This is a genomic window from Ruegeria sp. AB7, assembly GCF_056542625.1.
In genome coordinates this window covers 195572-218206 of sequence record NZ_JBQGAC010000004.1, presented here as the reverse complement: position 1 = coordinate 218206, position 22635 = coordinate 195572, and the positions used below count along the sequence as shown (strand labels likewise).

The window sequence follows — 22635 nt, the reverse complement described above, 5'->3', positions numbered from 1 at the left end:
ATTATGCCTGCTAACCTGTCATTGAAGGGGGGGCGCCTCATGCCATTCTTGCGTGAAACAGAATATTCAGCCGAGGTGGTATGGCTGGGCCATGTTCCGGCAGGCCAGTCTTTGCGGGCCAAGCCAGTCAACGATTTGGACCTGAATTTTGATGGCGTTCAGGGGGAACGGCATCAGGGGCTCAATAGGGCGTCCTGTGTTCGAGTAGCGAATCTCTATCAAAAGGGCACCGAGATCCGGAATGTGCGGCAACTGTCAGTGCTGTCGGCAGAGGAATTGGGTGATATTGCGGCTGAGATGGAGTTGGCAACGCTTGATCCGTCTTACCTTGGGGCTTCGATTGTCCTGAAGGGCATTCCCGATTTCTCTCATATCCCTCCATCTTCGCGGTTGCAGGCCGAGAGCGGTTTAACGATCACTGTGGACATGGAAAACGCCCCCTGCGTTCTTCCGGGCCGTGAGATCGAGGCGGATCACACCGGTTACGGGGCGGCATTCAAACCTGCGGCCAAAGGGCGACGCGGGATAACGGCTTGGGTCGAACGCCCGGGGGCTCTGAAACGCGGCGACAAGATGCAATTGTTTGTGCCGGATCAGCCCCTTTGGAACCCATAGGTTCAATCCGTTTCCGATTTGCGCATTACGATTTCTCGCAACGCCGTTTCGCGGCATGAAAATGTCGGAATCCTTAGCCATCAGAGTTGTGTACGTCAGTATATGTTGCGCAGCGCCGACGCCCGTGCGTCGGTTTTGCACGGAATTCAATCAGGGACCCTGCCCAATGAGCTACAAATCCGACATTGAGATTGCCCGCGAGGCGAACAAAAAGCCGATTCAGGAAATCGGCGCGAAGCTGGGTATCTCCAGCGATGATCTGCTGCCTTACGGCCATGACAAGGCCAAAGTCAGCCAGGACTTCATCAACTCGGTACAGGACCGCGAAGACGGCAAGCTGATCCTGGTGACCGCGATCAACCCAACCCCCGCAGGTGAAGGCAAGACCACCACCACCGTAGGTCTGGGCGACGGCTTGAACCGCATCGGCAAGAACGCGATGATCTGTATCCGCGAAGCTTCGCTTGGCCCGAACTTCGGCATGAAGGGCGGCGCCGCAGGTGGCGGTTACGCGCAGGTTGTTCCGATGGAAGAAATGAACCTGCACTTCACAGGTGACTTCCACGCCATCACCTCGGCCCACTCGCTGCTGTCGGCGATGATCGACAACCATATCTATTGGGGTAACGAGCAGGAAATCGACACACGCCGCGTTGCATGGCGCCGCGTCGTCGACATGAATGACCGTGCTCTGCGTCAGATCACGGCGTCTCTGGGCGGCGTGTCGAATGGTTTCCCGCGTGAAGCAGGCTTTGACATCACCGTGGCGTCCGAAGTCATGGCGATCCTCTGCTTGGCAAACGACTTGAAAGATCTGGAGAAGCGTCTGGGCGACATCATTGTTGCTTACCGCCGCGACAAGACCCCGGTTTACTGCCGCGATATCAAGGCAGAAGGTGCAATGACCGTTCTGTTGAAAGACGCGATGCAGCCGAACCTGGTGCAGACGCTGGAAAACAACCCGGCTTTCGTCCACGGCGGCCCGTTTGCAAACATCGCGCACGGCTGTAACTCAGTCATCGCAACCAAAACCGCTCTGAAAGTGGCCGACTATGTTGTCACCGAAGCGGGCTTTGGTGCTGACCTCGGTGCCGAGAAGTTCATGAACATTAAGTGCCGCAAGGCGGGTATTGCTCCGTCGGCAGTGGTACTGGTTGCCACCGTGCGCGCGATGAAAATGAATGGCGGCGTGGCCAAGGCTGACTTGGGTGCGGAAAACGTCGACGCTGTTAAATCAGGTTGCGCCAACCTGGGTCGCCACATCGAAAACGTCAAATCCTTCGGTGTTCCGGTTGTCGTCGCGATAAACCACTTCGTCACCGACACCGATGACGAAGTTCAGGCGGTCAAGGACTACTGCGGCGAGCATGGTGTTGAGGCGATCCTGTCGCGTCACTGGGAGCTGGGTTCGGATGGCTCTACGCCTCTGGCCGAAAAAGTTGTCGAAATCGTCGAAAACGGCGCCGCGAACTTCTCACCGATCTACCCAGACGACATGCCGCTGTTCGAGAAGATCGAAACTATCGCCAAGCGTATCTATCGCGCCGACGAAGTTCTAGCCGACAACAAGATCCGCAACCAACTGCGCGAATGGGAAGAAGCGGGCTATGGCAACCTGCCGGTCTGCATGGCGAAAACACAGTATTCGTTCTCGACCGACCCAACCCTGCGTGGCGCGCCCACCGGCCATTCGGTTCCGGTGCGTGAGGTGCGCCTGAGCGCCGGCGCTGGTTTCATCGTCGTTGTCTGCGGTGAGATCATGACCATGCCCGGTCTGCCGCGCAAACCGGCCGCCGAAACCATCTGCCTTAACGACGCAGGTGAGATCGAGGGCTTGTTCTAAGCGCTCAAATAAGACATCTCGTGGTCCGGGGATATCCCCGGGCCGCAGGAGACCAAAATGCCCACTCTGATACCTCCGCAAGACTGTCATTCGATGCAGGAATTGCGGCCTCAGATCGACAAGCTGGACCGCCAATTGATTGGATTGCTGGTAACGCGCGCAACCTATATCGACCGCGCGTCGCAGCTGAAACCCGGCGAGGGCCTGCCAGCCCGCATCCCGGAACGTGTCGAAGATGTGGTGCAGCGCGTCCGCAAGAGCTCGGATGAGTTGGGTATGGACCCCGATCTTGCCGAAAAGCTCTGGCGTATACTGATTGATTGGTCGATTGCCCGCGAAGAACGCGTGCTCGGCCCAGACTGAAGAAACGGGCGCCTAGTGCGCCCGATCCGTTTTGTGAAAGAAGGGATCAAAGAATGGTAGCGCAGGTTATCGACGGAAAGGCCTTTGCCGCCAAAGTGCGCGCGCAGGTGGCTGACCAGGTTGCAAAGCTGAAAGAAGAGAACGGCATCACTCCCGGTCTGGCGGTGGTTCTGGTGGGCGAAGACCCGGCCAGCCAGGTCTATGTCCGTTCTAAGGGCAAGATGACCGTCGAGGTCGGCATGAACTCGTACGAGCACAAGCTGGATGTGGACACGTCCGAGGCGGACCTACTGGCGCTGATTGACAAACTGAACAATGACCCTGCGGTGCACGGCATTCTGGTGCAACTGCCGCTGCCCAAGCATCTGAACGAAGATCTGGTGATCAACACGATCGATCCGGCAAAGGATGTGGACGGGTTCCACATCTCGAATGTGGGCCTGCTGGGAACAGGTCAGAAGTCAATGGTGCCGTGCACTCCGCTGGGCTGTCTGATGATGTTGCGCGATCACCACGGCTCTTTGTCCGGCATGGATGCTGTAGTGATCGGTCGGTCGAACATCGTGGGTAAGCCGATGGCGCAGTTGCTTCTGGGCGACAGCTGCACCGTGACCATCGCGCATAGCCGCACCAAAGACCTTCCCGATGTTGTGCGCCGTGCTGATATTGTGGTCGCGGCAGTTGGTCGCCCCGAGATGGTTCCGGGTGACTGGATCAAGGAAGGCGCAACCGTGATCGATGTCGGCATCAACCGGATCGAACGCGACGGCAAGAACAAGCTGGTTGGCGACGTTGACTACGCCACTGCGGCAGAACGCGCTGGTGCGATTACCCCCGTTCCCGGCGGAGTTGGCCCTATGACGATCGCCTGCCTTCTTGCGAACACGCTCACCGCGGCTTGCCGCGCAAACGGCTTGCCTGAACCGGAAGGCCTGACTGCCTAATTGCAAACTCCGAGTTCAATTCGGGCGCAAGGTCAATGATTGAATTGGCCGGAGAGCGAAAAGCTCTCCGGCCTTTTTCATTAGATTAGGATATTTATATAACTACATCTTGACTTGACCTAGCGTCGGTCGGTGATAATCCTTCTATTCCAGCCGTTTAAGGGGTTATAATCCTGTCTGTTCGTGTTTCATGGTTTTACCTTTGGCGAGGTGCGTTACCTGGTATGATGAAGCTGAGTCCGATCTTCTCGTTAATAAGCCTTCAACGGGTAGTGGCCTGCCTCGTTTTTATTCCTTTATTGGCGTATTCCTTTGCCCCCTTTCGGGATATGACACTGCCATTCAGTCAGCGGATGGTGTTCTGGACAGGTGTTATGCTGCTCGCGCTTGCAGCGACTTGGTCGGCTGGAAAGCTGGTACGCGAACGGCTAAATCGATCCGGATTGCTGGTCCGTGATTTTGCCTTCGTCCTGTTGATCCTGACATTGTTTGCACCATCACTGTGGTTTCTGACCTGGATTCTGTTCACGCTAAATGGATTGATGGCACCGGGCATATTGAAAGTCGCCCCTTATGGTCTTCTCTTCGCCACCGGACTTTTGCTGGTGCGTCAGCGGGAAGAAACCGCAGCACCGGTATTCGAACCCAGACCACGTCTTTTCAATCGTTTGCCCGCCACTTTCGAGGGGCAGGTTTATCGGTTAACCGTGCGCGATCACTATGTCGACGTGGTCACGTCCGATGGCACGTTTACAATCCGCTCGCGCTTTACCGACGCGATTGCCGAGATGGAGCCGGTACACGGCCATTGTACGCACCGTTCACACTGGGTCGTGGATACAGCGATTGTTGGGGTCGAAAAAGAAAAGGGAAAATCCTTTTTGCACCTCAGCAACGGCGATCTGGTTCCTGTCAGCAGGAAATACAAGCAACAGCTCGTGGACGACGGGTTGCTCTAGAACCTATCTGGGCATCGGGATGAGTTGAGGTTGCGCACCGGTCAGAATTGCCCGCGCATCCGGCGCCATGATCCCGCTCAGAGCCTCTGCTGAACTGTGCAACCCCCCAGTGTAAGCGCCATAAGCTGGAAGGATCAGACGTGATTGATCCAGCAAAAAAGCCGGGCGGGTGATCGAGCGCCCTCGGGCATTCAGGTTAACTTTGGGGTGGTAGTGGCCCGAGATTTCACCTGCGCTGTTTTGCTGGGCGATATGGCGAAAAATCAGATCGTGGCAAGCCCACTCGGACAGATGTGTGCCGCCCATTTCTACCGGGCCGGGGTCATGGTTCCCCTCGATCCAGATCCAACGTCGACCAGCCTGCATTGCGGTGATCTGTTGCCTATCCTCAGCAGCCAACGCGCCCGAGGCATCGAGATCGTCAAAGCTGTCCCCCAAACAGATGACCTTCGTGGCACCGGTACGGGCAAGATCACTTGCCAATCGGGTCAATGTTTCGCGGCTGTCATACGGCGGCAAGGTCGGGCCGCCCCTGCGGGCGATCCGTTCGGATTTTCCTAAATGCAGATCGGAAACACAGAGCAAGCCCTGTTCCGGCCACCATAGTGCGCCCGACCCAAGCGCAGTCAGGTCTTGGCCAGCAAATGAAAACGCGATCTTGTTCATGATCCGTTCTTCATACGATTTTGCGGATTGCGCAAGTGGTTTATGCCGGTTGCAATCCTGCGGCCTGCAGTAACCGGGCACTTTCTTCCGCAAGCAGGCGTTCCTCGGCTTCACCCTTGACGGGGACTTTGCCAACTTCGAGGAACAGAGGCGCCGCCAGGGGAGAGACGCGGTCCAGCCGCAGCAGGTCAATCCGGTCTCCGATCCGGGCGACCATGGCTTCGATCCGTCCGAAATCGACCAACCCGCGCATGGCCTCTTCGCGGGTGATTTGCATCAGCAGATGTTCAGGATCGTATTTCAGCAAGGTGTCGTAGAGGATATCTGACGAAAATGTCGCCTGCCGACCACTCTTGCGCTGCCCACCAGTGTTGCGTTCGATCAAGCCCGCGATTGTGGCCGAAGCACGAAATGTGCGTTTCATCACGGCGTTACCCGCCAGCCAAGTCTCCAATCCTTCTCGTAGCGCGTCCAACTGAAATAGTGGGCGCGGATCGGTCACCGCATCCAGCCCCCAGATTAAGGTGGCATAGTCAGTGGCTACAAATCCCAGCGGCGCAAGGCCGGTTTCCTCCATGCGTTTGGTCAACAGCAAGCCCAGCGTCTGTTGCGCATTGCGGCCGGCAAATCCGTAGACGCATAGATGCTCGCGCCCCCTGTCAGGGAAGCTCTCAATCAACAGGCGGTCACTTTGCGGCAGGCGTGATATCTCGCGCTGAAGACCCAGCCATTCGGCAGTATGTCCGGGCAGTTGAGGCCAATCCGGCTGTGCGAACATCCGTAGGATTCGGTCGCTCAGCTGGGTGGACGTGGCGAACTTAGTACCCGAAAAGGTCGCGATCTTGGGCTTGCGGTCAGCGCGGCGGCTGACCTCGACCACCATCTCTCGCAGACCCTCATAGCGGACGATCTGACCACCGATCAGAAAGGTATCACCAGGGGTTAGCGAGGCCGCGAATCCCTCCTCTACCTCACCCAGAGGCTTGCCCCCGCGATTGCGCTTAAGCCGAACCTTCAGCGTGTCGGTGTCCTGAATCGTGCCAAGGTTCATGCGGATACGCTGTGCCGCCCTCGGGTCGCGCAATTGCCACGCTCCATCCGGGCGCTGCTGAAGCCTCTGCCACCGATCATAGGCTCGCAGGGCATATCCACCGGTGGCGCAGAATTCCAAACAGGCATCGAATTCAGCACGGGTGATCTGCGCATAAGGCCCGGCAGCCGTCATTTCGGCGTAGAGTGCATCTGCATCAAAGGGTCCCGCTGCGGCGGCGATCAGAATATGCTGGCACAAAACGTCCCTGGGTCCTGGCCCGCGGGGGTCGCCATCCAGATCATGTTCTTGCACAGCTTCCAGTGCAGCAACACATTCGACCACTTCGAACCGGTTGGCTGGGACGAGAATAGCTTTGGAAGGGGCATTGTAGCGGTGATTTGCGCGCCCGATCCGCTGCACCAGCCGCTTGACATTCTTCGGCGCGCCGATCTGGATCACCAGATCCACATCGCCCCAGTCGATCCCCAGATCGAGGCTGCCGGTACAGACAATTGCCCTCAGATCACCCCTGACCATCGCGGCCTCGACCCGTTCGCGTTGTTGCCGATCCAGGCTGCCGTGGTGAATGCCGATGGGCAGAGCGTCGTCGTTGGCGAGCCAGAGGTTGTGAAAGAAAATCTCGGCCTGCGCCCGAGTATTGTGAAAGATAAGTGTCGTCTTGTGCTTTTTGATCTGCTCCATCACAGCGGGGATGGAATAGGCTGCGCCACCGCCCGACCATGGCGGCATCTCTTGTGTTTGCAGCATCGAGATATCGGGGTCAGGGCCGGGATCAGCCTGAATAATTCGGCAAGGATCGGGATTGCGGGCTAGAAATCGTGCGATGCCTTCGGGGTCTTCAACCGTGGCGGACAAGCCTACGCGGCGCAGATCGGGGCAGAGTGTCTGCAATCGTGCCAGCGCCAGCATCAATTGATCCCCCCGTTTGCTTTCTGCCAGTGCATGTATTTCGTCGACAACAATGCGCTGGACCCCAGCAAACATGCGCGGAGCATCTTCGTATGAGGTAAGTAACGCCAGACTTTCGGGCGTGGTCAGCAGGATATGTGGAGGATCGGCGCGCTGGCGTTTCTTCTGCGTGGCCGATGTGTCGCCGGTGCGATCTTCGATCCGAATTGGTAGGCCGATTTCCTCGACGGGAACGCGCAGATTGCGCCTGATATCCGCTGCCAGCGCCTTGAGAGGAGACACATAAAGCGTGTGCAATCCGTCATGCTGCCCCTGCGCCAACTCGGCCAGGGAAGGCAGAAAACCGGCCATGGTTTTGCCGCCACCAGTTGGAGCGATAAGAAGGGTCGCGGGATCATTCGCCCGCTCAAACATTTCCTGCTGATGCGGATGAATCGACCAGCCTTTGTTCGAAAACCAGTTTTGGACTGCCGGGGGAATCTGCACCATCCGGCAAACCTAGCGCAGCCCTCAGGCCATGGAAACCAGGACAAGGGGATCAGTGAATGATCTTTTCTTCCTTAACGAACATGTTGGCCCAGGCTCGGTCGATAAGGTCAGGACTCATCTGATAAGGGATACCCTCAAACTCGCAGATTGAGATCATCTGGTCGATCAGGAAGATCGGCTGATAGTTTGCGTAGATGTTGTTAATGGTCGGGTATTTGACCTTCAGCAAATGCACTAGCGCCGCCTCGTCTAGTGGCATACCGCGCTTGCGGGCGACCATGGCAAAGATCTTCAGGAAGTTCTCTTGGTTCGGGCCGTCGATTTTGATCTTGAAGAAAATCCGGCGCAGGGCCGCTTGGTCGAAAATTTCATTCGGGTGGAAGTTGGTCGAAAATATAACCAGCGTGTCGAATGGTACTTCGAACTTCTCACCCGATTGCAGGCCAAGGATATCCTTGCTTTCTTCAAGCGGAACAATCCAGCGGTTGATCAGGGCCTGAGGGGGCTCTGCCTGACGTCCAAGGTCGTCCACGATGAAGATGCCGCCGGTGGATTTCAGCTGCAGAGGCGCCTGATAAGTACGCGCAGTGGGGTTGTAGACCAAATCCAGCATGCTCAGTGACAGTTCACCACCAGTCACAACGGTGGGGCGTTCGCATTGAACATAGCGAGTGTCGAACCGCTTGCGGCGGCGCAGACTGTTGGGATCGTCCTCTTCTTGCTCGATCGCGGTGTGCACGATCGGGTCGTAGACCGTAATCACCTGACCGGCATATTCGATTGCGCGCGGAACATAGACGTTGTCCCCCAAAGCATCGCGAATGCCGTTCGAGATCGAGGATTTACCATTGCCCGGAGGGCCATACATCAGAATTGAGCGACCGGCGCTGACCGCCGGGCCCAGATGATCCAGCAGGCTGTCGGGCAGAACAAGATGGCCCATCGCGCCGGTTAGCTGGTCGCGGGTGACTTGAATGTTGCGGATCGACTGGCGCTTGACCTGCTCGCGGTAAACATCGAGCGGCACCGGCATCGCACCGAAATATTCAGACTGGCTCAACGCATCCAACGCCCGCGCTTTGCCTGCATCGGTCAGCTGATAGCCCATTTCATTGCCGGAGTTGGCGTTCAGAGTCCCGGTCGCTTCAAGCAGTTTCTGCTCGCGTGCGATATCAACTAGTTCCTGTGTCACGGACCCGGGCAAACAGATGGCACCCGCGATTTCGCTGACCGTATCCACGTTCTTGCGAAAGACGGTCTTCAACAGAATGTCCCGCATCATCACCAGCGGAAGTTGCATTTCTCCCAGGCCTTTAGGGGCAGGGGGGGCAATCACAGAGGAGGTCTGCATATTCATGAGCGGGGCTCGTCCATCCAAAAATCACGCAAAAGGCCCTTGCGGGGCCGCTTTGGAAGAATTTGGCGCGGATTTGTGGCAGGACAAAGGCGCGGGCAAGGCGCGCTGATGATTGTTCACGATCCGTGGATTATGCCCAAAATCAAATAAACAACGAGGCTGCCAGCCAGCGTCAGACCCATAGGGAACTGTTTGCCGCGATCCCAGCTTTCCCAATGTGGCGCGATCTGGCGCAGCCGGGTGTATTTCGCCAACCGGTGGGCAAAGAACGCTCCCAGCAGAGTTGCCGTCAGAATCACCATGACCCACATCAGGTCACCGACCCAGACAAACGCTGCGGCTGCGGCACAGAACTTCGCGTCTCCGGCCCCCATCACCCCAGCTGCATTTAGCACGATGCCGATAACAAGAACGACAACCATGTGAAGCAGCTGCCATCCGTAGGCAGGCAGGGTCAGGGTTAACGGCCCGATGTTGCCGGGGATCCACGGACCGGACCACGGTGGCAATGCGATAAGCCCGACGATGAGATAAACAACCGCCAGCGCGATGACCGCGTGGTTCTTGATCCGCATCTCACGCATATCCGTAAAGGCAACGTAGAAACAGATCGGCAGAACAAAAGGTAGAAACCACGCCGCCGCTGCCGCTGGTATGATCATGGATCAGGCGTCCTCAAGGGCCCGAAGCGAGCGGACCGCCTCGTCATAATGCTGCGGGTGGGTGGAAATCGCCTCGCGATAGAGGTTCTTGGCCAGGTTGATATTCCCCTGTTTCACGGCTGAAATGGCCATGGTGTTCAACAGTTTCGCCCGTTCGGTCTGCGTCATTGGGACAACAGGAACGCTGTAGTTGCCTTGCGCGCTGCGCGCCAGAACCAGGTTGTTCTTGGCGGTGAACATAGAATTGTCCTGCCTAATGGCGTCGGTAAACAGCCGCTCGGCTTCCGCATATTGCCCGCGCGTCAGTTTGGAATAGCCCCAGTTGTTCATGACGCCAGCAGGGCGGGTCGTCAGGCCCACTGCGGTTTCGTAGTAATGATCGGCGCGATTCCAGTCTTTTTTGGCATCTGCCACCAGCGCTTCAAGCCGATACCGTTTAAAGGTTTCATATGTAGGAGGGATTTTGTCCAATGTCGCCTTTGCGCCATCCCAGTTGCCGCTGCGAATCTGCGCATCAGCGTATTCGACACGGTCGGCGTTGTTGGCCCCTTTCATGCTCAGCACTCGTTTCCACGCGGCGGAAGCTTCAGTGCTGCGCTTGGCACGGGTCAGCGTGATTGCTAGTCCTCGTTGCAGGTCGATGCGGTCGGGGTTCTTGGCGGCCGCACTTTGGAAATAGGTCACCGCCTCATTGGGATCGGCCGCATTCAGCATCACGTCATTCAGGTTGGTCTCGTCGATGACGTTCACTTCCTGAAAAGTACGTTCAACCTTTTCCTCTTCGGTTTCCTTTGCGCAGGCGGCCAAAACCAGCCCGCACGCCAGCATCGTCGGAATCAAGAAGGGTTGGCGCATTTTTGTGCGTCCTTTACTGCTCTGCCTCTATTACTGGATTTTACGCAGAACAAATTGCCCGTTGCCGCGCTGCTCCAGTTCAAATTCTTGTTCTTGTGGGGTATTATTAACAGGATTTTCCATTTTTGCGAGTGCTAACCGCAGATTGTCGCGGATTGCGTCACTTTCGCCATTGTCCAGCGCATAGGCTCTGCGGAACATCTGCGCGGCTTCGGCATATTCGCCCGTTTCCACCAAGAAGACACCCAGGTTGTTCCATGCCACAGGCCACTCGGGATCGTCCTCGACAGCACGACGCAGTAGCGGTTCAGCCTGGCCAATCCGGCGCAATCCCAAATTAGCTGTCCCAAGCGAAGTCAGGATTTGCGGGGTCATACCCTGTTGCAACGCGGCACGGGTGAAGGATTCAAGTGCAAGCTCATATTCGCCCGCCGCCATCAATCGGTTTCCGACGGTCACCTCATCTACCGCAGGCCCATCTGGGTCGACGCCAGGGGCAAACGGATCGTCTGTCGCGCCTGTTTCAGTGCAAGAGGCCACCATGGTGAAAACCATGGCGGCCTGAATTGTCATACGAAGGTGCCAACAACCTGATTTGGCAACCCAGCGAAGAAGCGGGAAGGCGTTATCGGTTTCCAAACTCCATAATACCTTTTGCCGAAGGTCCAACAAGGATGACCAGCAGAGGAGGGACGGTCAACATCATTGTCGCAAGGGTCATTTTGGTTGGCAACTTATTCGCTGCCTCTTCGGCGCGCATCACGCGTTTGTCACGCATTTCATCGGCATAAACCCGCAACGCTTCGGCAATGGATGTCCCGAATGTCGCTGATTGGATCATCACGGTGACGAACGCACTAACGTCCTGAACGCCGCATCGCGTCGCGAAGTCGCGCAAAACGGTGTCCTTTTCTTTACCGGCTTTCATTTCGTAGGCGACAACCTCGAACTCAAGCGCGATGTCTGGGTAAGATGCTTTCATCTCAGACGCGACCCGTACAATGGCCTGATCCAAGGACTGCCCGGCCTCGACGCATACCAACATCAGATCGAGCGTATCAGGGAAACCATTTACGATCGCTTCCTTGCGTTCCTCTACGCGCCGCGTGATCCAGTATTTGGGCACGAAGTAACCCGCAATACCAGGTCCCAGAACGCGAATGAGGATTTGTGTCGAGTCAAATTCCTGATCGCCCGCAAACACGGTAACCAGCGAGACGCCGATCAGGATCCCAATTATGCCCAACGCGAACTGAGCGAAGTGATAGAAACGAACCGCGTCCTTGGACTGATAGCCGGCTTGCCTCAACTTGAGTTGAACGGCGGTATACTCTTCTTCGTTCTTTGGTTCGAGAAAGTTGGCGAACTTCTCAAGCTGTTCGTTCCGGCTGGCTGTTCTGAGACGCTCTTTCTTTTCTTTCTTGTTGTTTTTTGGCGGTGAATTTGACCGCTGCAACTTCTTTAGTGGGTCTTCCGGCTGGTTCAGCATCAGCGGGATCGTGACCAGGATCATGAACAATCCCAAAACGCCCACGACAATCAGCGGACCGAATTCACCCAAGTTCTGCTTCAACAGCTCATTGATCTGGTTCAAAAATTCCATCTTTGGGCCTCTTAAACCTTAATGTCGGTCAGGATACGCATGACGATCAGGTTCAGGGTCAGCGTGATACCGACAAAGAAACATGCCGGAATGAAAAGCGGATCGTCGATTACGGCGTCGTAGTAGTTCGGGTCCTTAACCATGATGAACAGAAGACAGGCGACCGGGAAACCCGACAGGAATTTGCCCGACCATTTGGCTTCGGCGGTGATAGCGTTCACCCGGCGGAACAGTCGGAAACGTGCGCGGATCACCTTGGCCAATCCGGCCAAAATATCGGCAAGGTTACCCCCCGATTGTTGCTGGATCGAAACGGCGACGGCCAAAAACCGTAAATCCTGCATATCCAGCCGCTCTGCCATATCCTTGAGTGCTTCACCGACATCCCGGCCATAAGCGGATTCATCCGAGATAACACCGAACTCTGTCGCAAGGGGGTCCTCGACCTCGTTAGCAACGATTTGGATCGAGGAAACAAATGGGTTTCCGACGCGAAGTGACCGAACCATCAGTTCCACCGCGTCGGGCAATTGTTCTTCAATCAAGGCCATACGTTTATTGGCTTTGTTATTGACCCAAGCGTACACCGCTCCGACCCCGATCGCGACCGATAGAGCCGCCCGAAGCGTCGGTTCGGTCGCTGTTCCTACGCTCAAACCTACAAAAGCCAGCCCTGAAACCAGTGCCATGATCACAATCAACTGCCGAGGAGAGAAGGCGATCGCCGCCTTCTGCGCCTTGTCTGCCAATAGCGAGTAGAGCGGTATGCTCTGCGATTTCATGTGCTGCTGCATTTCCTTGCGCAGCTGCTCCAGTACTTGCTCGCGCCCGACGCCCTTATCGATCATGTCCAGCCTGCGATTGACGCGGCTGTTCAGGCTGATCGATTTTCCGAATGCGACGAGATAGATACCTTCGACCAGGGCAAAGACCCCGACGAAAATCACGATGTAGATGAGCGCCTCGACAGGCAGTTGCATATCTTGGTTCTCCTACATCGTGGTTGGATCGTAGATCGAGGCGGGCAGATCGAAGCCCCACAGACGGAAGCGCTCGGAATAGTGGCTGCGCACACCTGTTGCGGTGAAATGACCGATGATCTTGTTGTCGGGGGTCAGGCCAACACGTTGAAATTTAAATATTTCCTGCATCGAGATGACGTCACCTTCCATGCCGGTAATTTCGGTGATTGATGTCATCCGGCGCGAACCATCCTGCAGACGGCTGGCCTGAACGATCAGATTCACAGCCGACGAGATCTGGCTGCGGACCGCTTTGATCGGCATTTCGATCCCCGCCATGGCGATCATGTTTTCAAGACGCGAGATACCGTCACGGGCCGAGTTCGCGTGGATCGTGGTCATTGATCCGTCGTGGCCGGTATTCATGGCCTGCAGCATATCGATCACTTCGGCGCCACGGGTCTCGCCCACGATGATGCGGTCGGGGCGCATCCGCAGGGCGTTTTTCAAACAATCGCGCGGACTGACCTCGCCTTTGCCTTCAACGTTGGGCGGACGGCTTTCCATCCGACCCACATGGGTCTGCTGCAGCTGAAGTTCCGCGGTATCCTCAATGGTCAGAATGCGCTCGGCGTCGTCGATAAAGCTCGACAGCGCGTTCAGCGTTGTCGTTTTACCGGAACCGGTACCGCCCGAAACAATGATATTCAGACGAGTCGACACGGCGGCTTGCAGATAGGCTGCCATTTCTTCGGTAAACGCACCGAAATTGACCAGATCGTCGATGCCGAGCTTGTCTTTCTTAAACTTACGAATGGAAACAAGCGAACCATCCACCGCGATCGGCGGCACCATCGCATTGAAACGTGAGCCATCAGCCAAGCGAGCGTCAACATACGGGTTGGATTCATCGACACGGCGACCAACGGCAGAAACGATCTTGTCGATGATCCGCATCAGGTGCTTTTCGTCTTTGAACGTGATGTCGCTGATCTCAAGCTTACCGGCCCGTTCGACAAAAATCTGCTGGGGGCCGTTGACCAGAATATCGTTGACCGAGTCGTCTTGTAGCAGCGCTTCCAGCGGCCCGAGACCGGTGACCTCGTCATAAAGCTCTTTGTTCAGCTGGCTGCGGTCTTCACGGTTCAGAACGATGTTGCGGGCTTCCAGAACTTCGCTGGCAATCGCGCTGATTTCTGTCCGCAGCTCGGATTCTTCAGCTTTTTCAAGGGCTGCGAGGTTCAGGTTTTCAAGAAGCTCGCGGTGCAGCTCAAGCTTGATTTCGCCCAGCCGTTCCTTGCGCTTGCGTTCCTTGTCGTTTCCAACAACTTCTGCCGCCTTTTTCTTGACCGGCTTGCGCGCAATTGCGTTGGCAGCTGGTGCCGCAGCTGCTGCTGCCGGGGCCTCGACTTTCGACGCCTGGGTTTCAACCGGCTGCGCCGAAGGCTGTTTTTTGTATCTTGAAAACACGGCAGCTCCCCTTTGAGTTATGCGGCTTCGGCGTCACTGCTGCCAAGGCTATGAAGCGATTGAGCCAATTTGGCGATTTCCCGGCGCAGCGGGTTCTTGGCCGCTGAATTTGCCAGCGGTAAACCGTGGTCACCGCTTTGCATGACGGGTTTGCCGCCATCGGGCAGAAGCAGATCAATGGAAATACCCAGACTTTCACCCATACGTTTAACCCGGCTTTTACCGTTGAGATCGGTAAATTTCGGAGCCCGATTCATAGCAAATCGCAGTTTGTTGAAGGGTAATTCCTCGGCCTGCAGTGCCCTTTTCAGACGCAATGCGTTCTGGGCCGAGCGCATATCCAGCTCAAGCAACGCAAAATAGACATGGGCGGCCTGCAGAACCGTTTCTGACCAGTGAACAAGTGTTTTTGGCATGTCTATGACGACATAATCAAAATTCGCGCGTGCGGTGTCGATTACACGCTGAATGTCCTCAGGCGTGATGATGTCCAGCGGCACCATGTCAGATGGTGCCGTTAGAACTTGCAGTTTCTCTTCAAACGTCTGGAGCGCCTGTCCAAAGGAGTCTTCGTCCATCGAATCCGTGTCTGAGAGCATTTCGAACACGGCTTCATGACGAGGCAGATCCAAATAGGTCGAAACAGTGCCGTATTGCAGATCCAGATCGATCAGGCACACTTTCGGGGCTTCTTTGGCTGAAACCGTTGCAAGTTCCCATGCCAGATTGACCGCCATGGTTGTAGAACCGACACCACCTGCCAGGCCCTGCACGACAAAAAGTGCCCCTTCTTTCGAGGAGCCGTTCGTCGCAGTGGGCGCTGCTTGCGGTGCCACAACCGGATCGGGTTGTTGCATACGATCGATGGCTTCCTGAAGTTCATTTTCGGGAAGCGGGTAGGGGACAAACTCGTCCGCACCTCTGCGTAGCAGCTGATGCAATGCGGCAGGGGTGACATCCTCGGCGATCAAGACAACCTTGATGCCTTTTTCCTTGGCCTGAGTGATGATCTCACCCATCAGTGTCAGGTTGTCTTCATCATCGCCGTCCAGCGCCAGCGCTACAAATTGAAGCGTCTTGGCTTCGGGTTGGCTAAAGAACGCAAGCGCTTCGGCAAATCCAAGATCACCCCAGCGTTCGCCCAGCGCAGCTTCCATATCCTCGATCAAAAGGTCGAAGTTCTGGACATCACGGCTGATGGTGCAGGCCAAAATGGCGTTATTATCGTCTTGCGGCGTCGCGCTCGTCATTAACACAATCCTCATCGAGAGGGCTGAGCAAACCATTTGAACGCGAGAAGATTCAGTTCTGGTATGCTGTCGCCCGATGCGGTCGATTTTGGCCGCAGGTCACCCAATTGTTCACAAAGTGGCTTGGAAGTTAGGCAAGAATTGGGCGCAAAAGAACCAATTGTAGGGAAATGGGCGACAATGCCGCCCATTTCCTATTTATTAGTCGCTGGTACCACCGGCGTCTTCTTGCCGTTGGATATCGCTTATCGGGATCGCGCTTGAGATGTATTCGCGATAGATCACGTCCGCATATTTTCCATCTAGAATATTTGGATGCCGGTCGAAGAAGCCGGATACCTCGGTCACTGTCCGCCGATTGCGTCGATCCCGATCTTGGGTGGCAACCAACGGCCTGGATTTGCCAAAGGAAACAACGGCTTCCAACCGTGAACGCGATATTCCTTGTCGTGTCAGGAATGCAACGGCGGCATTAGCGCGGCGCTGGCCCAATCGCTTGTTATATGCCTCAGAGCCAACGGCATCCGTGTGCCCATAGACACGGAACCGCGCCTCGGGGAACTGTTTGATCCAGGCCGCCTGCTGCAACAGGATTCGTTGCGCCGAAGCGTCCAATTGTGCGCTATCGAAGGCAAAGTTGATCTGTGTGGGCACCTCGGCAGCGAAACGCCGCGCGAGGATTTGGCCATACGTCAACTCACCATTCATGACCTGAATGTTGTTCAGTGTAGCGTTACCAAACGTGCCCTGATCGATTTCGTACCCGGCCTCGCGTGTACAACCGGCGACAGCAACCGAAAGACCCAGTGTGATGATCCACTTTTCCATTGGTACTATCCTCTCTATCAGTCCAGCACGTAGCCGTAAGAGGTGCCAAAATCCTGATTGGCAACTTCAGAGGCTGCACCATTTCCGGCGCGTTCAGTCCGAGAGATCTTGCCGTTTACGAACAGATCGAACTCGCTGGGCGGTTTCACGCGATCGGTCGGCAGGGCAAGCGCCTCGCCACGAGTGGGCGACACCAGATGCGCGGTAATGATGATGATCAATTCACTCTGCTCACGCTGATACTGAGCGCTCCTGAACAACGCGCCCAATACAGGCACATCGCCAAGCCAGGGAACCTGGCTGTTCAGATCCGTGAAATCATCCTGGATTAGGCCTGCAATGGCAAAGCTTTCACCGTCGCGCAACTCGATGGTTGTCCGGGTTTGACGCGTGATGAAGCTGGGAACATTGTCGCCGTTGATCGTGAAGTTCGCACTCTGGTCGATGCTCGATACTGATGCACCCAGTTCCAGGTTGATCAGGTTGCCATCGACGACGCGCGGAACAAACAGCAGCTGTACGCCAAACTGACGATACTCGATCGCAACGACACCGTCGCCTTGGGGTACTGGGATTGGCACCTCACCACCGGCAAGGAACTCCGCCTCTTGGCCAGACAGTGCAGAAAGATTCGGTTCTGCCAAGCTGCGAACCAAACCCTTGGTTTCAAGGGCTTCCAAAAGCAGTCTAACCTGCGTTGAACCCGCGCCGAAACCGAACAGAATGGCACCGGAATTTGTCTGAACAAACGGGATGTTGTTCGCCAGTGCGTTGTTCAGTGCGCCCTGGTTATTCAAGGAATTGAAGCCCGCAGTGGTGTCGCCACCGCCAAAGCCCAACGATGCCGACAAGTTTTTGGCTACAGAGCGGTTCATTTCCGCAAAGCGCACTTTCAGCATGACCTGCTGCACGCCACCGACATTCATCAGGTTCGATACACGTTCAGGGGCATACCGTTCTGCCAACTCAAGCGCACGCGCCAGTTTGGCACTGCTGGAAACTGTTCCCGACAAGACGATCCCATCATTGGCGGTCCGAACCTCGATTCGCTCACTGGGAAGAATCTGACGTAAGCGTTCTTTGAATTCCGAAACATCAGGTGAAACACGCACACGCACGTTGGTAATCAGATTACCCGCGCCGTCGAACATTGTCAGGGTGGTTGTACCCGGTGCCCGACCGAGAACATAGATAGTGCGGTCCGACAGGGTCGAAATATCCGCTATGCCTGCATTGGCAATGCTGATGTCTGCGAACGGTTGTTCGCTTTCCACCACGATTGCGCGATTTACGGGGACATCCAGCGTTTCCGCTGTACCCTTTTTAACCACGCGAAGGTTTTGGGCCCAAGCGGCATCGCCGATTGGGCTCACAACTAGCGACAACCCCAGCAGGGTTGCGCTGATCCAGGAACGTATTGTCATGTGACCTGCCTCTCCGATCACCACTCGATTTTTTTTGGGTCTTATGCCCTATGCTATGAAACCCTGCGACAGAACCAGATTTATTGCAATAATCAATGGTTTCTGGAAAGTTCCTTATGTGGATTATGCGCAACAACACAAAGAAAGAGACCGCGCAAAATGCGCGGTCTTTGTCTCGTAAAGGTCTGAAACTTAGTTAGTTTGTGCAGGGAATTGGGGTCTCTACCGTCTCGCCGCCACGACGGGTGCGGATTGTGCAGACCTTCTCCGGAGCCGCGACGGGGGCCGGGGCCCTCTCTTCAATGCCAAGCAAAGACTGCTGATCGACTTCAACCACCTCTGCCACCTTGTCATCTTGAGCGCCAACCAGTGCCAGCGACATGCGACCCGTGTTCTGAGCCTGTGCCAAAGCGGCGATCTGTTGTGGCGTCGCTGCAACTGTGACCGTGCGAGCAATGGTTGTGCCGGTCACATCCAGACCCGCCGACTGATCAACAGCGACCAATTCGATGTTCGTCAGCACCAAACGAGTAATCTCACCGCGGCCAGAATCGCTGGTGCCACGTAATGAGCCGGTCCAATACACGTCCACCGTATCGCCCGGGCGCAAAAAGCCCGATACGCCAGATGCCACATCAACGCTTATCGCAAATGCGCGCATTCCCTTGGGCAATTGCGACCTGAGGCCAGCAGTCTCGCCTGGATTGGTGACTTTGACTTCCATAATCGCTTCGTCTTTCTCCATCGCGCGGAGAACGAATCGTTCATTGTTTTTGATTTCCGGGAATAGGGTTGTCATGTCCACAAAGGCACCCTCGGGAATCGCATCCTCTGGCCACTGAACGACGCGGATATCTTCCTGGTTCAAACGTTCGCCGTATTTGAAGGAGCGATTCGAAACCAAAACGCCTACGGTCGGGACGATGCCCGCCTGCGCATTGGCAAGCGCCTCTTCGCGCAACTTGCGTTCCTGTGCAAGTTTGGCCTGATTGTCCGTGATGTATTCGCGTGCCATATAGACAGCACCACCGGCCAACGCGACCCCGATGATAAGAACAAGTCCAAAAACAGCTCGCATTTGTCCCTCTTTATTTTCCGTAGACCGCGACTCTTGAAGTCACATCGATTCAGGATCCAAGATATTTTTCAATTGTGTCGAAAAAGCGGACAATCCCGGTAATTTTTGGCAGAAAATACGCTTATTCGCAGGGTTGCCGTTTCGCTAGTAAATGGGAACGGGCCCGCGCTACTCAAAGACCATCTCTTCTACTTCTACATTTGCGATCGGCTGTCCCGCTGTTAGAAGTCCTTGGCTCAGGATGAAGTAGATTATTGCGGCGAGACCTGCGATTGCAGCAGTTAAAACCACCCAGTCTACGGTTATCGCGCCGGTCTCATCGGTTCGGAAACTATATACTCTTTTTAACATTGGACTATACCGGATCGCTCTCTTCTGAAAACAAAGGGGCCACGCCTTTGAGTAAAGACATGGCCCCAAGTTGTTATGCTAGACCGATAACAGATTATTCGGTATCCGGAACTGTCACAGTTACCGAACCCAGAGCGTCATCGATGTTGCCTGCCAGGCTGCTGGCACCATTGTGGATCTGGTTGTAAGCAACGGCTGCCAGGCCAACAACAGCTGCGGTCAGAACGACCCAGTCTACAGTTACGGCGCCGTCTTCGTCTTTGCGGAAGTTCTTGATGAACTTGATCATGTTATGTCCCTCCTAAAGGATCAAAAATTAATTAACCTCGGCGTCTTTCAGAGCTTTCTCTCTCAGTCCGCTCCCGATCGTCTCGGTATGGATATATGTTTGACCCCTGTGCGTGGCAGGAATTGGGCCAAACCAATATTTTTTTGCTCAAAGCTTAATTTTTTGTTGGTGAATTTAGTAACTAATTGGAAATAAATAAAAAAAATCACACCTTTTTTGTACTTCCGTTGCGTGGGCGATGCAAAATGGCGGCAATTGAGGCGAAATTGCCCCAATTCGCTTGGTTTTTCTGGTGTTGCGGGCCGTTATGATGTTCAAAATGCTTCAAAAGATAAGAAATCGAGGCAGGCAAATGTATTTCCGGGACGCAGTAATATGCGCCGGTGCAGCGGTGTTTCTGATGGCGGGTGCAATTCCTGTCACTGCAACCGAAACCGAGCCGCGCGGCGTCTATAAGCGCATAAAGGCCCCTAAACCGGGGACACGTCCGCGCGTGACGATTCAGATCACGCCCGAACAACATGCAGCATCACCATCAGCCCCCAGCACTGGCGCCAAGCTGGAAGTGCCTGAGATTGCCGCTATCGCAAAGCCGCCCCCATCGGTTCCTCAGAAGATTGCGGCGGCGACCAAGCCAGTTGGCTCTTATAGAGCATTCTGGAGCCGGGTATCCCCCGATCTAGCGCAGGCCAGCGCAGGTCGGCTGAGAGAGGCCGTTCAAGCGCTTACTGCCACGGGTGTCGCGGCGCCGCGTCTGCAGACCTTGCAAGACATCGCAGAAAAGCGAGGTGTGGATATTCTACGTTCGACCGTAGGGACCAATGTCTCACCCGCACTTGTCCTGGCCGTTATCTCGGTAGAATCTGCGGGCCGCACACAGGCTGTCAGTTCTGCCGGGGCGCAGGGCTTGATGCAATTGATGCCAGCTACCGCCGAACGTTTTGGGGTAGAGGACAGCCTGAAACCTGAACAGAATATCGAAGGTGGGGTCAAATACCTGCATTGGCTTATGAACGAGTTCGACAATGACCCGATTCTCGTATTGGCAGGCTACAATGCGGGCGAAGGGGCCGTGCGCAAGCATAGTGGTGTGCCACCTTATGCCGAGACCAGAGACTACGTGCCCAAGGTTCTGGCCGCGTTTCAGGTCGCGAGTGCTCTATGTACAACAACACCGCAGTTCGTTTCGGACCCCTGCATTTTTCAGACTTCGAACTAAAAAAGGCCCGCATCGCAGCGGGCCTTATGTTTCATTGGCCTGAGGTCAATCTACGATTGTTGCCTGAGTCGCTCCTCGCATCTCGTCCTCGCTGACACCATCGGCCAGTTCGACGATCTTCAGGCCGCCTTCGACGACATCCAGAACACCCAGATTGGTGATGATGCGATCCACAACGCCTTGGCCAGTCAGAGGCAGCGTGCATTCCTTCAGCACTTTTGAATCACCATGCTTGTTGGTGTGATCCATCACTACGATCACGCGACCAACGCCAGCGACCAGATCCATCGCGCCGCCCATGCCTTTGACCAGCTTGCCGGGAATCATCCAGTTGGCCAGGTCTCCTTTCTCGTCCACTTCCATCGCACCCAAAATCGCAGCGGCGATCTTGCCGCCTCGGATCATGGCGAACGAGGTCGCGCTATCGAAGTAAGAGGTGCGGGACAGTTCGGTAATCGTCTGCTTGCCCGCGTTGATCAGGTCAGCGTCTTCCTCGCCCTCAAACGGGAAAGGCCCCATGCCCAGCATACCGTTTTCGGACTGTAGGGTGATGTCCTTGTCCCCTACATAGTTCGCCACCAGCGTCGGAATACCGATGCCGAGGTTCACATACATGCCGTCTTCCAGCTCTTCTGCCGCACGTGCGGCCATCTGATTGCGATCCCAGGGCATTATGCGTCCTCCTTCTTGCGGGTGGTGCGCTGTTCGATGCGCTTTTCGTGGCTGCCTTGGATAATGCGATGCACATAGATGCCGGGTAGGTGGATGCCATCCGGGTCCAGCGAGCCGCGCGGGACGATTTCTTCAACCTCAGCCACACAAATCTTGCCGCAAGTCGCTGCGGGCACGTTAAAGTTGCGGGCGGTCTTGCGGAACACGAGGTTCCCGGTGTCATCGGCTTTCCACGCCTTTACGATCGCGAGGTCGGCGAAGATGCCTTCCTCCATGATATAGGTCTCGCCGTTGAAGTCCTTGTGCTCTTTGCCTTCCGCGATCACCGTTCCCACGCCCGTCTTGGTGTAAAACCCGGGGATGCCAGCGCCACCGGCCCGCATCCGCTCGGCGAGTGTGCCTTGTGGATTGAATTCCAGCTCCAGTTCTCCACTCAGATACTGGCGCATGAATTCGGCGTTTTCCCCAACGTAAGAGCTGATCATCTTTTTGACCTGCTTGGTTTGCAGCAGGATGCCGATGCCAAAATCATCCACACCTGCGTTATTCGAGGCAAATGTCAGATCCTTCGCGCCTGAGGCCTTGATTGCTTCAAGCAGCATTTCCGGGATACCGCACAGCCCAAAGCCGCCCGCAGCGATCAGCATGCCGTCCGATATCACCCCATCGAGCGCCTCATCGGCATTGTCATAGATTTTCTTCATGGAAAACTCCCCCAATGACATGGTGTTGGGCCGATTTGTGCCGCCACGTCACGGGGAAGTCAACGAATC

The 22635-nt window shown here is 55.7% G+C and carries 22 protein-coding genes; 6 read left to right on the top strand and 16 right to left on the bottom strand.

Annotated features, from left to right (window positions below):
- The first annotated feature begins 39 nt into the window (after positions 1-39).
- From ACR0EN_RS12890 to ACR0EN_RS12870, 5 genes are all read left to right on the top strand, one after another.
- On the top strand, positions 40-615 hold the full coding sequence (locus ACR0EN_RS12890) for an MOSC domain-containing protein (protein ID WP_170511399.1): 576 nt from the start codon (positions 40-42) through the stop codon (positions 613-615).
- Between the two features lie 166 nt (positions 616-781).
- A complete protein-coding gene (locus ACR0EN_RS12885; protein ID WP_170818077.1) occupies positions 782-2458 on the top strand; it encodes a formate--tetrahydrofolate ligase in 1677 nt (558 codons plus the stop codon).
- 57 nt (positions 2459-2515) lie between these two features.
- Positions 2516-2821 carry a chorismate mutase gene (locus ACR0EN_RS12880; RefSeq protein WP_170404363.1) on the top strand — a complete coding sequence of 102 codons (306 nt, stop codon included), beginning with the start codon at positions 2516-2518 and terminating at the stop codon, positions 2819-2821.
- Between the two features lie 53 nt (positions 2822-2874).
- Positions 2875-3765, top strand: coding sequence for a bifunctional methylenetetrahydrofolate dehydrogenase/methenyltetrahydrofolate cyclohydrolase FolD (gene folD, locus ACR0EN_RS12875; RefSeq protein WP_170612115.1), 891 nt, complete (start codon positions 2875-2877; stop codon positions 3763-3765).
- A 374-nt stretch (positions 3766-4139) separates the two neighbouring features.
- Positions 4140-4724 (top strand): LytTR family DNA-binding domain-containing protein, encoded by a 585-nt coding sequence (locus ACR0EN_RS12870; RefSeq protein WP_480587068.1) that lies wholly within the window; start codon positions 4140-4142, stop codon positions 4722-4724.
- A gap of 3 nt (positions 4725-4727) precedes the next feature.
- On the opposite strand, the gene pdeM is transcribed toward ACR0EN_RS12870, so the two are convergent.
- From pdeM to ACR0EN_RS12800, 14 genes are all read right to left on the bottom strand, one after another.
- Positions 4728-5390 (bottom strand): ligase-associated DNA damage response endonuclease PdeM, encoded by a 663-nt coding sequence (gene pdeM / locus ACR0EN_RS12865; protein ID WP_170818075.1) that lies wholly within the window; start codon positions 5388-5390, stop codon positions 4728-4730.
- Between the two features lie 40 nt (positions 5391-5430).
- Complete coding sequence (locus ACR0EN_RS12860; RefSeq protein WP_170818074.1) at positions 5431-7842, bottom strand: ligase-associated DNA damage response DEXH box helicase; 2412 nt, start codon at positions 7840-7842, stop codon at positions 5431-5433.
- A gap of 49 nt (positions 7843-7891) precedes the next feature.
- Positions 7892-9199 (bottom strand): ATPase, encoded by a 1308-nt coding sequence (locus tag ACR0EN_RS12855; RefSeq protein ID WP_170397365.1) that lies wholly within the window; start codon positions 9197-9199, stop codon positions 7892-7894.
- A gap of 116 nt (positions 9200-9315) precedes the next feature.
- Positions 9316-9861: a prepilin peptidase gene (locus ACR0EN_RS12850; RefSeq protein ID WP_170733262.1), complete on the bottom strand. Its 546-nt coding sequence runs from the start codon at positions 9859-9861 to the stop codon at positions 9316-9318.
- Between the two features lie 3 nt (positions 9862-9864).
- On the bottom strand, positions 9865-10716 hold the full coding sequence (locus ACR0EN_RS12845) for a tetratricopeptide repeat protein (RefSeq protein ID WP_170397362.1): 852 nt from the start codon (positions 10714-10716) through the stop codon (positions 9865-9867).
- A 30-nt stretch (positions 10717-10746) separates the two neighbouring features.
- The gene (locus ACR0EN_RS12840; protein ID WP_370644360.1) at positions 10747-11289 is read right to left on the bottom strand and encodes a tetratricopeptide repeat protein; all 543 of its coding nucleotides are present in this window, start codon (positions 11287-11289) and stop codon (positions 10747-10749) included.
- A gap of 52 nt (positions 11290-11341) precedes the next feature.
- The gene (locus ACR0EN_RS12835) at positions 11342-12319 is read right to left on the bottom strand and encodes a type II secretion system F family protein (protein WP_170397360.1); all 978 of its coding nucleotides are present in this window, start codon (positions 12317-12319) and stop codon (positions 11342-11344) included.
- An 11-nt stretch (positions 12320-12330) separates the two neighbouring features.
- The gene (locus ACR0EN_RS12830) at positions 12331-13299 is read right to left on the bottom strand and encodes a type II secretion system F family protein (RefSeq protein ID WP_170397358.1); all 969 of its coding nucleotides are present in this window, start codon (positions 13297-13299) and stop codon (positions 12331-12333) included.
- Positions 13300-13311: 12 nt separating this feature from the next.
- Entirely contained in the window at positions 13312-14751 is a 1440-nt protein-coding gene (locus ACR0EN_RS12825) for a TadA family conjugal transfer-associated ATPase (RefSeq protein ID WP_170397349.1), read from the bottom strand.
- 17 nt (positions 14752-14768) lie between these two features.
- Positions 14769-16001 carry a CpaE/TadZ family protein gene (locus ACR0EN_RS12820; RefSeq protein WP_170424297.1) on the bottom strand — a complete coding sequence of 411 codons (1233 nt, stop codon included), beginning with the start codon at positions 15999-16001 and terminating at the stop codon, positions 14769-14771.
- 201 nt (positions 16002-16202) lie between these two features.
- A complete protein-coding gene (locus ACR0EN_RS12815; protein WP_170397345.1) occupies positions 16203-16829 on the bottom strand; it encodes an OmpA family protein in 627 nt (208 codons plus the stop codon).
- Between the two features lie 17 nt (positions 16830-16846).
- On the bottom strand, positions 16847-18253 hold the full coding sequence (locus ACR0EN_RS12810; RefSeq protein ID WP_170397343.1) for a type II and III secretion system protein family protein: 1407 nt from the start codon (positions 18251-18253) through the stop codon (positions 16847-16849).
- Positions 18254-18449: 196 nt separating this feature from the next.
- Positions 18450-19331 (bottom strand): Flp pilus assembly protein CpaB, encoded by an 882-nt coding sequence (gene cpaB / locus ACR0EN_RS12805; protein WP_170424295.1) that lies wholly within the window; start codon positions 19329-19331, stop codon positions 18450-18452.
- Positions 19332-19776: 445 nt separating this feature from the next.
- The gene (locus ACR0EN_RS12800) at positions 19777-19971 is read right to left on the bottom strand and encodes a hypothetical protein (RefSeq protein WP_170397337.1); all 195 of its coding nucleotides are present in this window, start codon (positions 19969-19971) and stop codon (positions 19777-19779) included.
- A 352-nt stretch (positions 19972-20323) separates the two neighbouring features.
- On the opposite strand from ACR0EN_RS12800, the gene ACR0EN_RS12795 reads away from it, so the two are divergent.
- Complete coding sequence (locus tag ACR0EN_RS12795; RefSeq protein ID WP_170818071.1) at positions 20324-21190, top strand: lytic transglycosylase domain-containing protein; 867 nt, start codon at positions 20324-20326, stop codon at positions 21188-21190.
- A 45-nt stretch (positions 21191-21235) separates the two neighbouring features.
- Here the strand turns inward: ACR0EN_RS12795 and ACR0EN_RS12790 are convergent, their stop codons facing one another.
- Both ACR0EN_RS12790 and ACR0EN_RS12785 read right to left on the bottom strand, forming a co-directional pair.
- Positions 21236-21862: a 3-oxoacid CoA-transferase subunit B gene (locus ACR0EN_RS12790; protein WP_170397333.1), complete on the bottom strand. Its 627-nt coding sequence runs from the start codon at positions 21860-21862 to the stop codon at positions 21236-21238.
- On the bottom strand, positions 21862-22566 hold the full coding sequence (locus ACR0EN_RS12785; RefSeq protein WP_170404323.1) for a CoA transferase subunit A: 705 nt from the start codon (positions 22564-22566) through the stop codon (positions 21862-21864). Before ACR0EN_RS12785 ends, ACR0EN_RS12790 begins: the two co-directional genes overlap by 1 nt.
- Between the last annotated feature and the right edge of the window lie 69 nt (positions 22567-22635).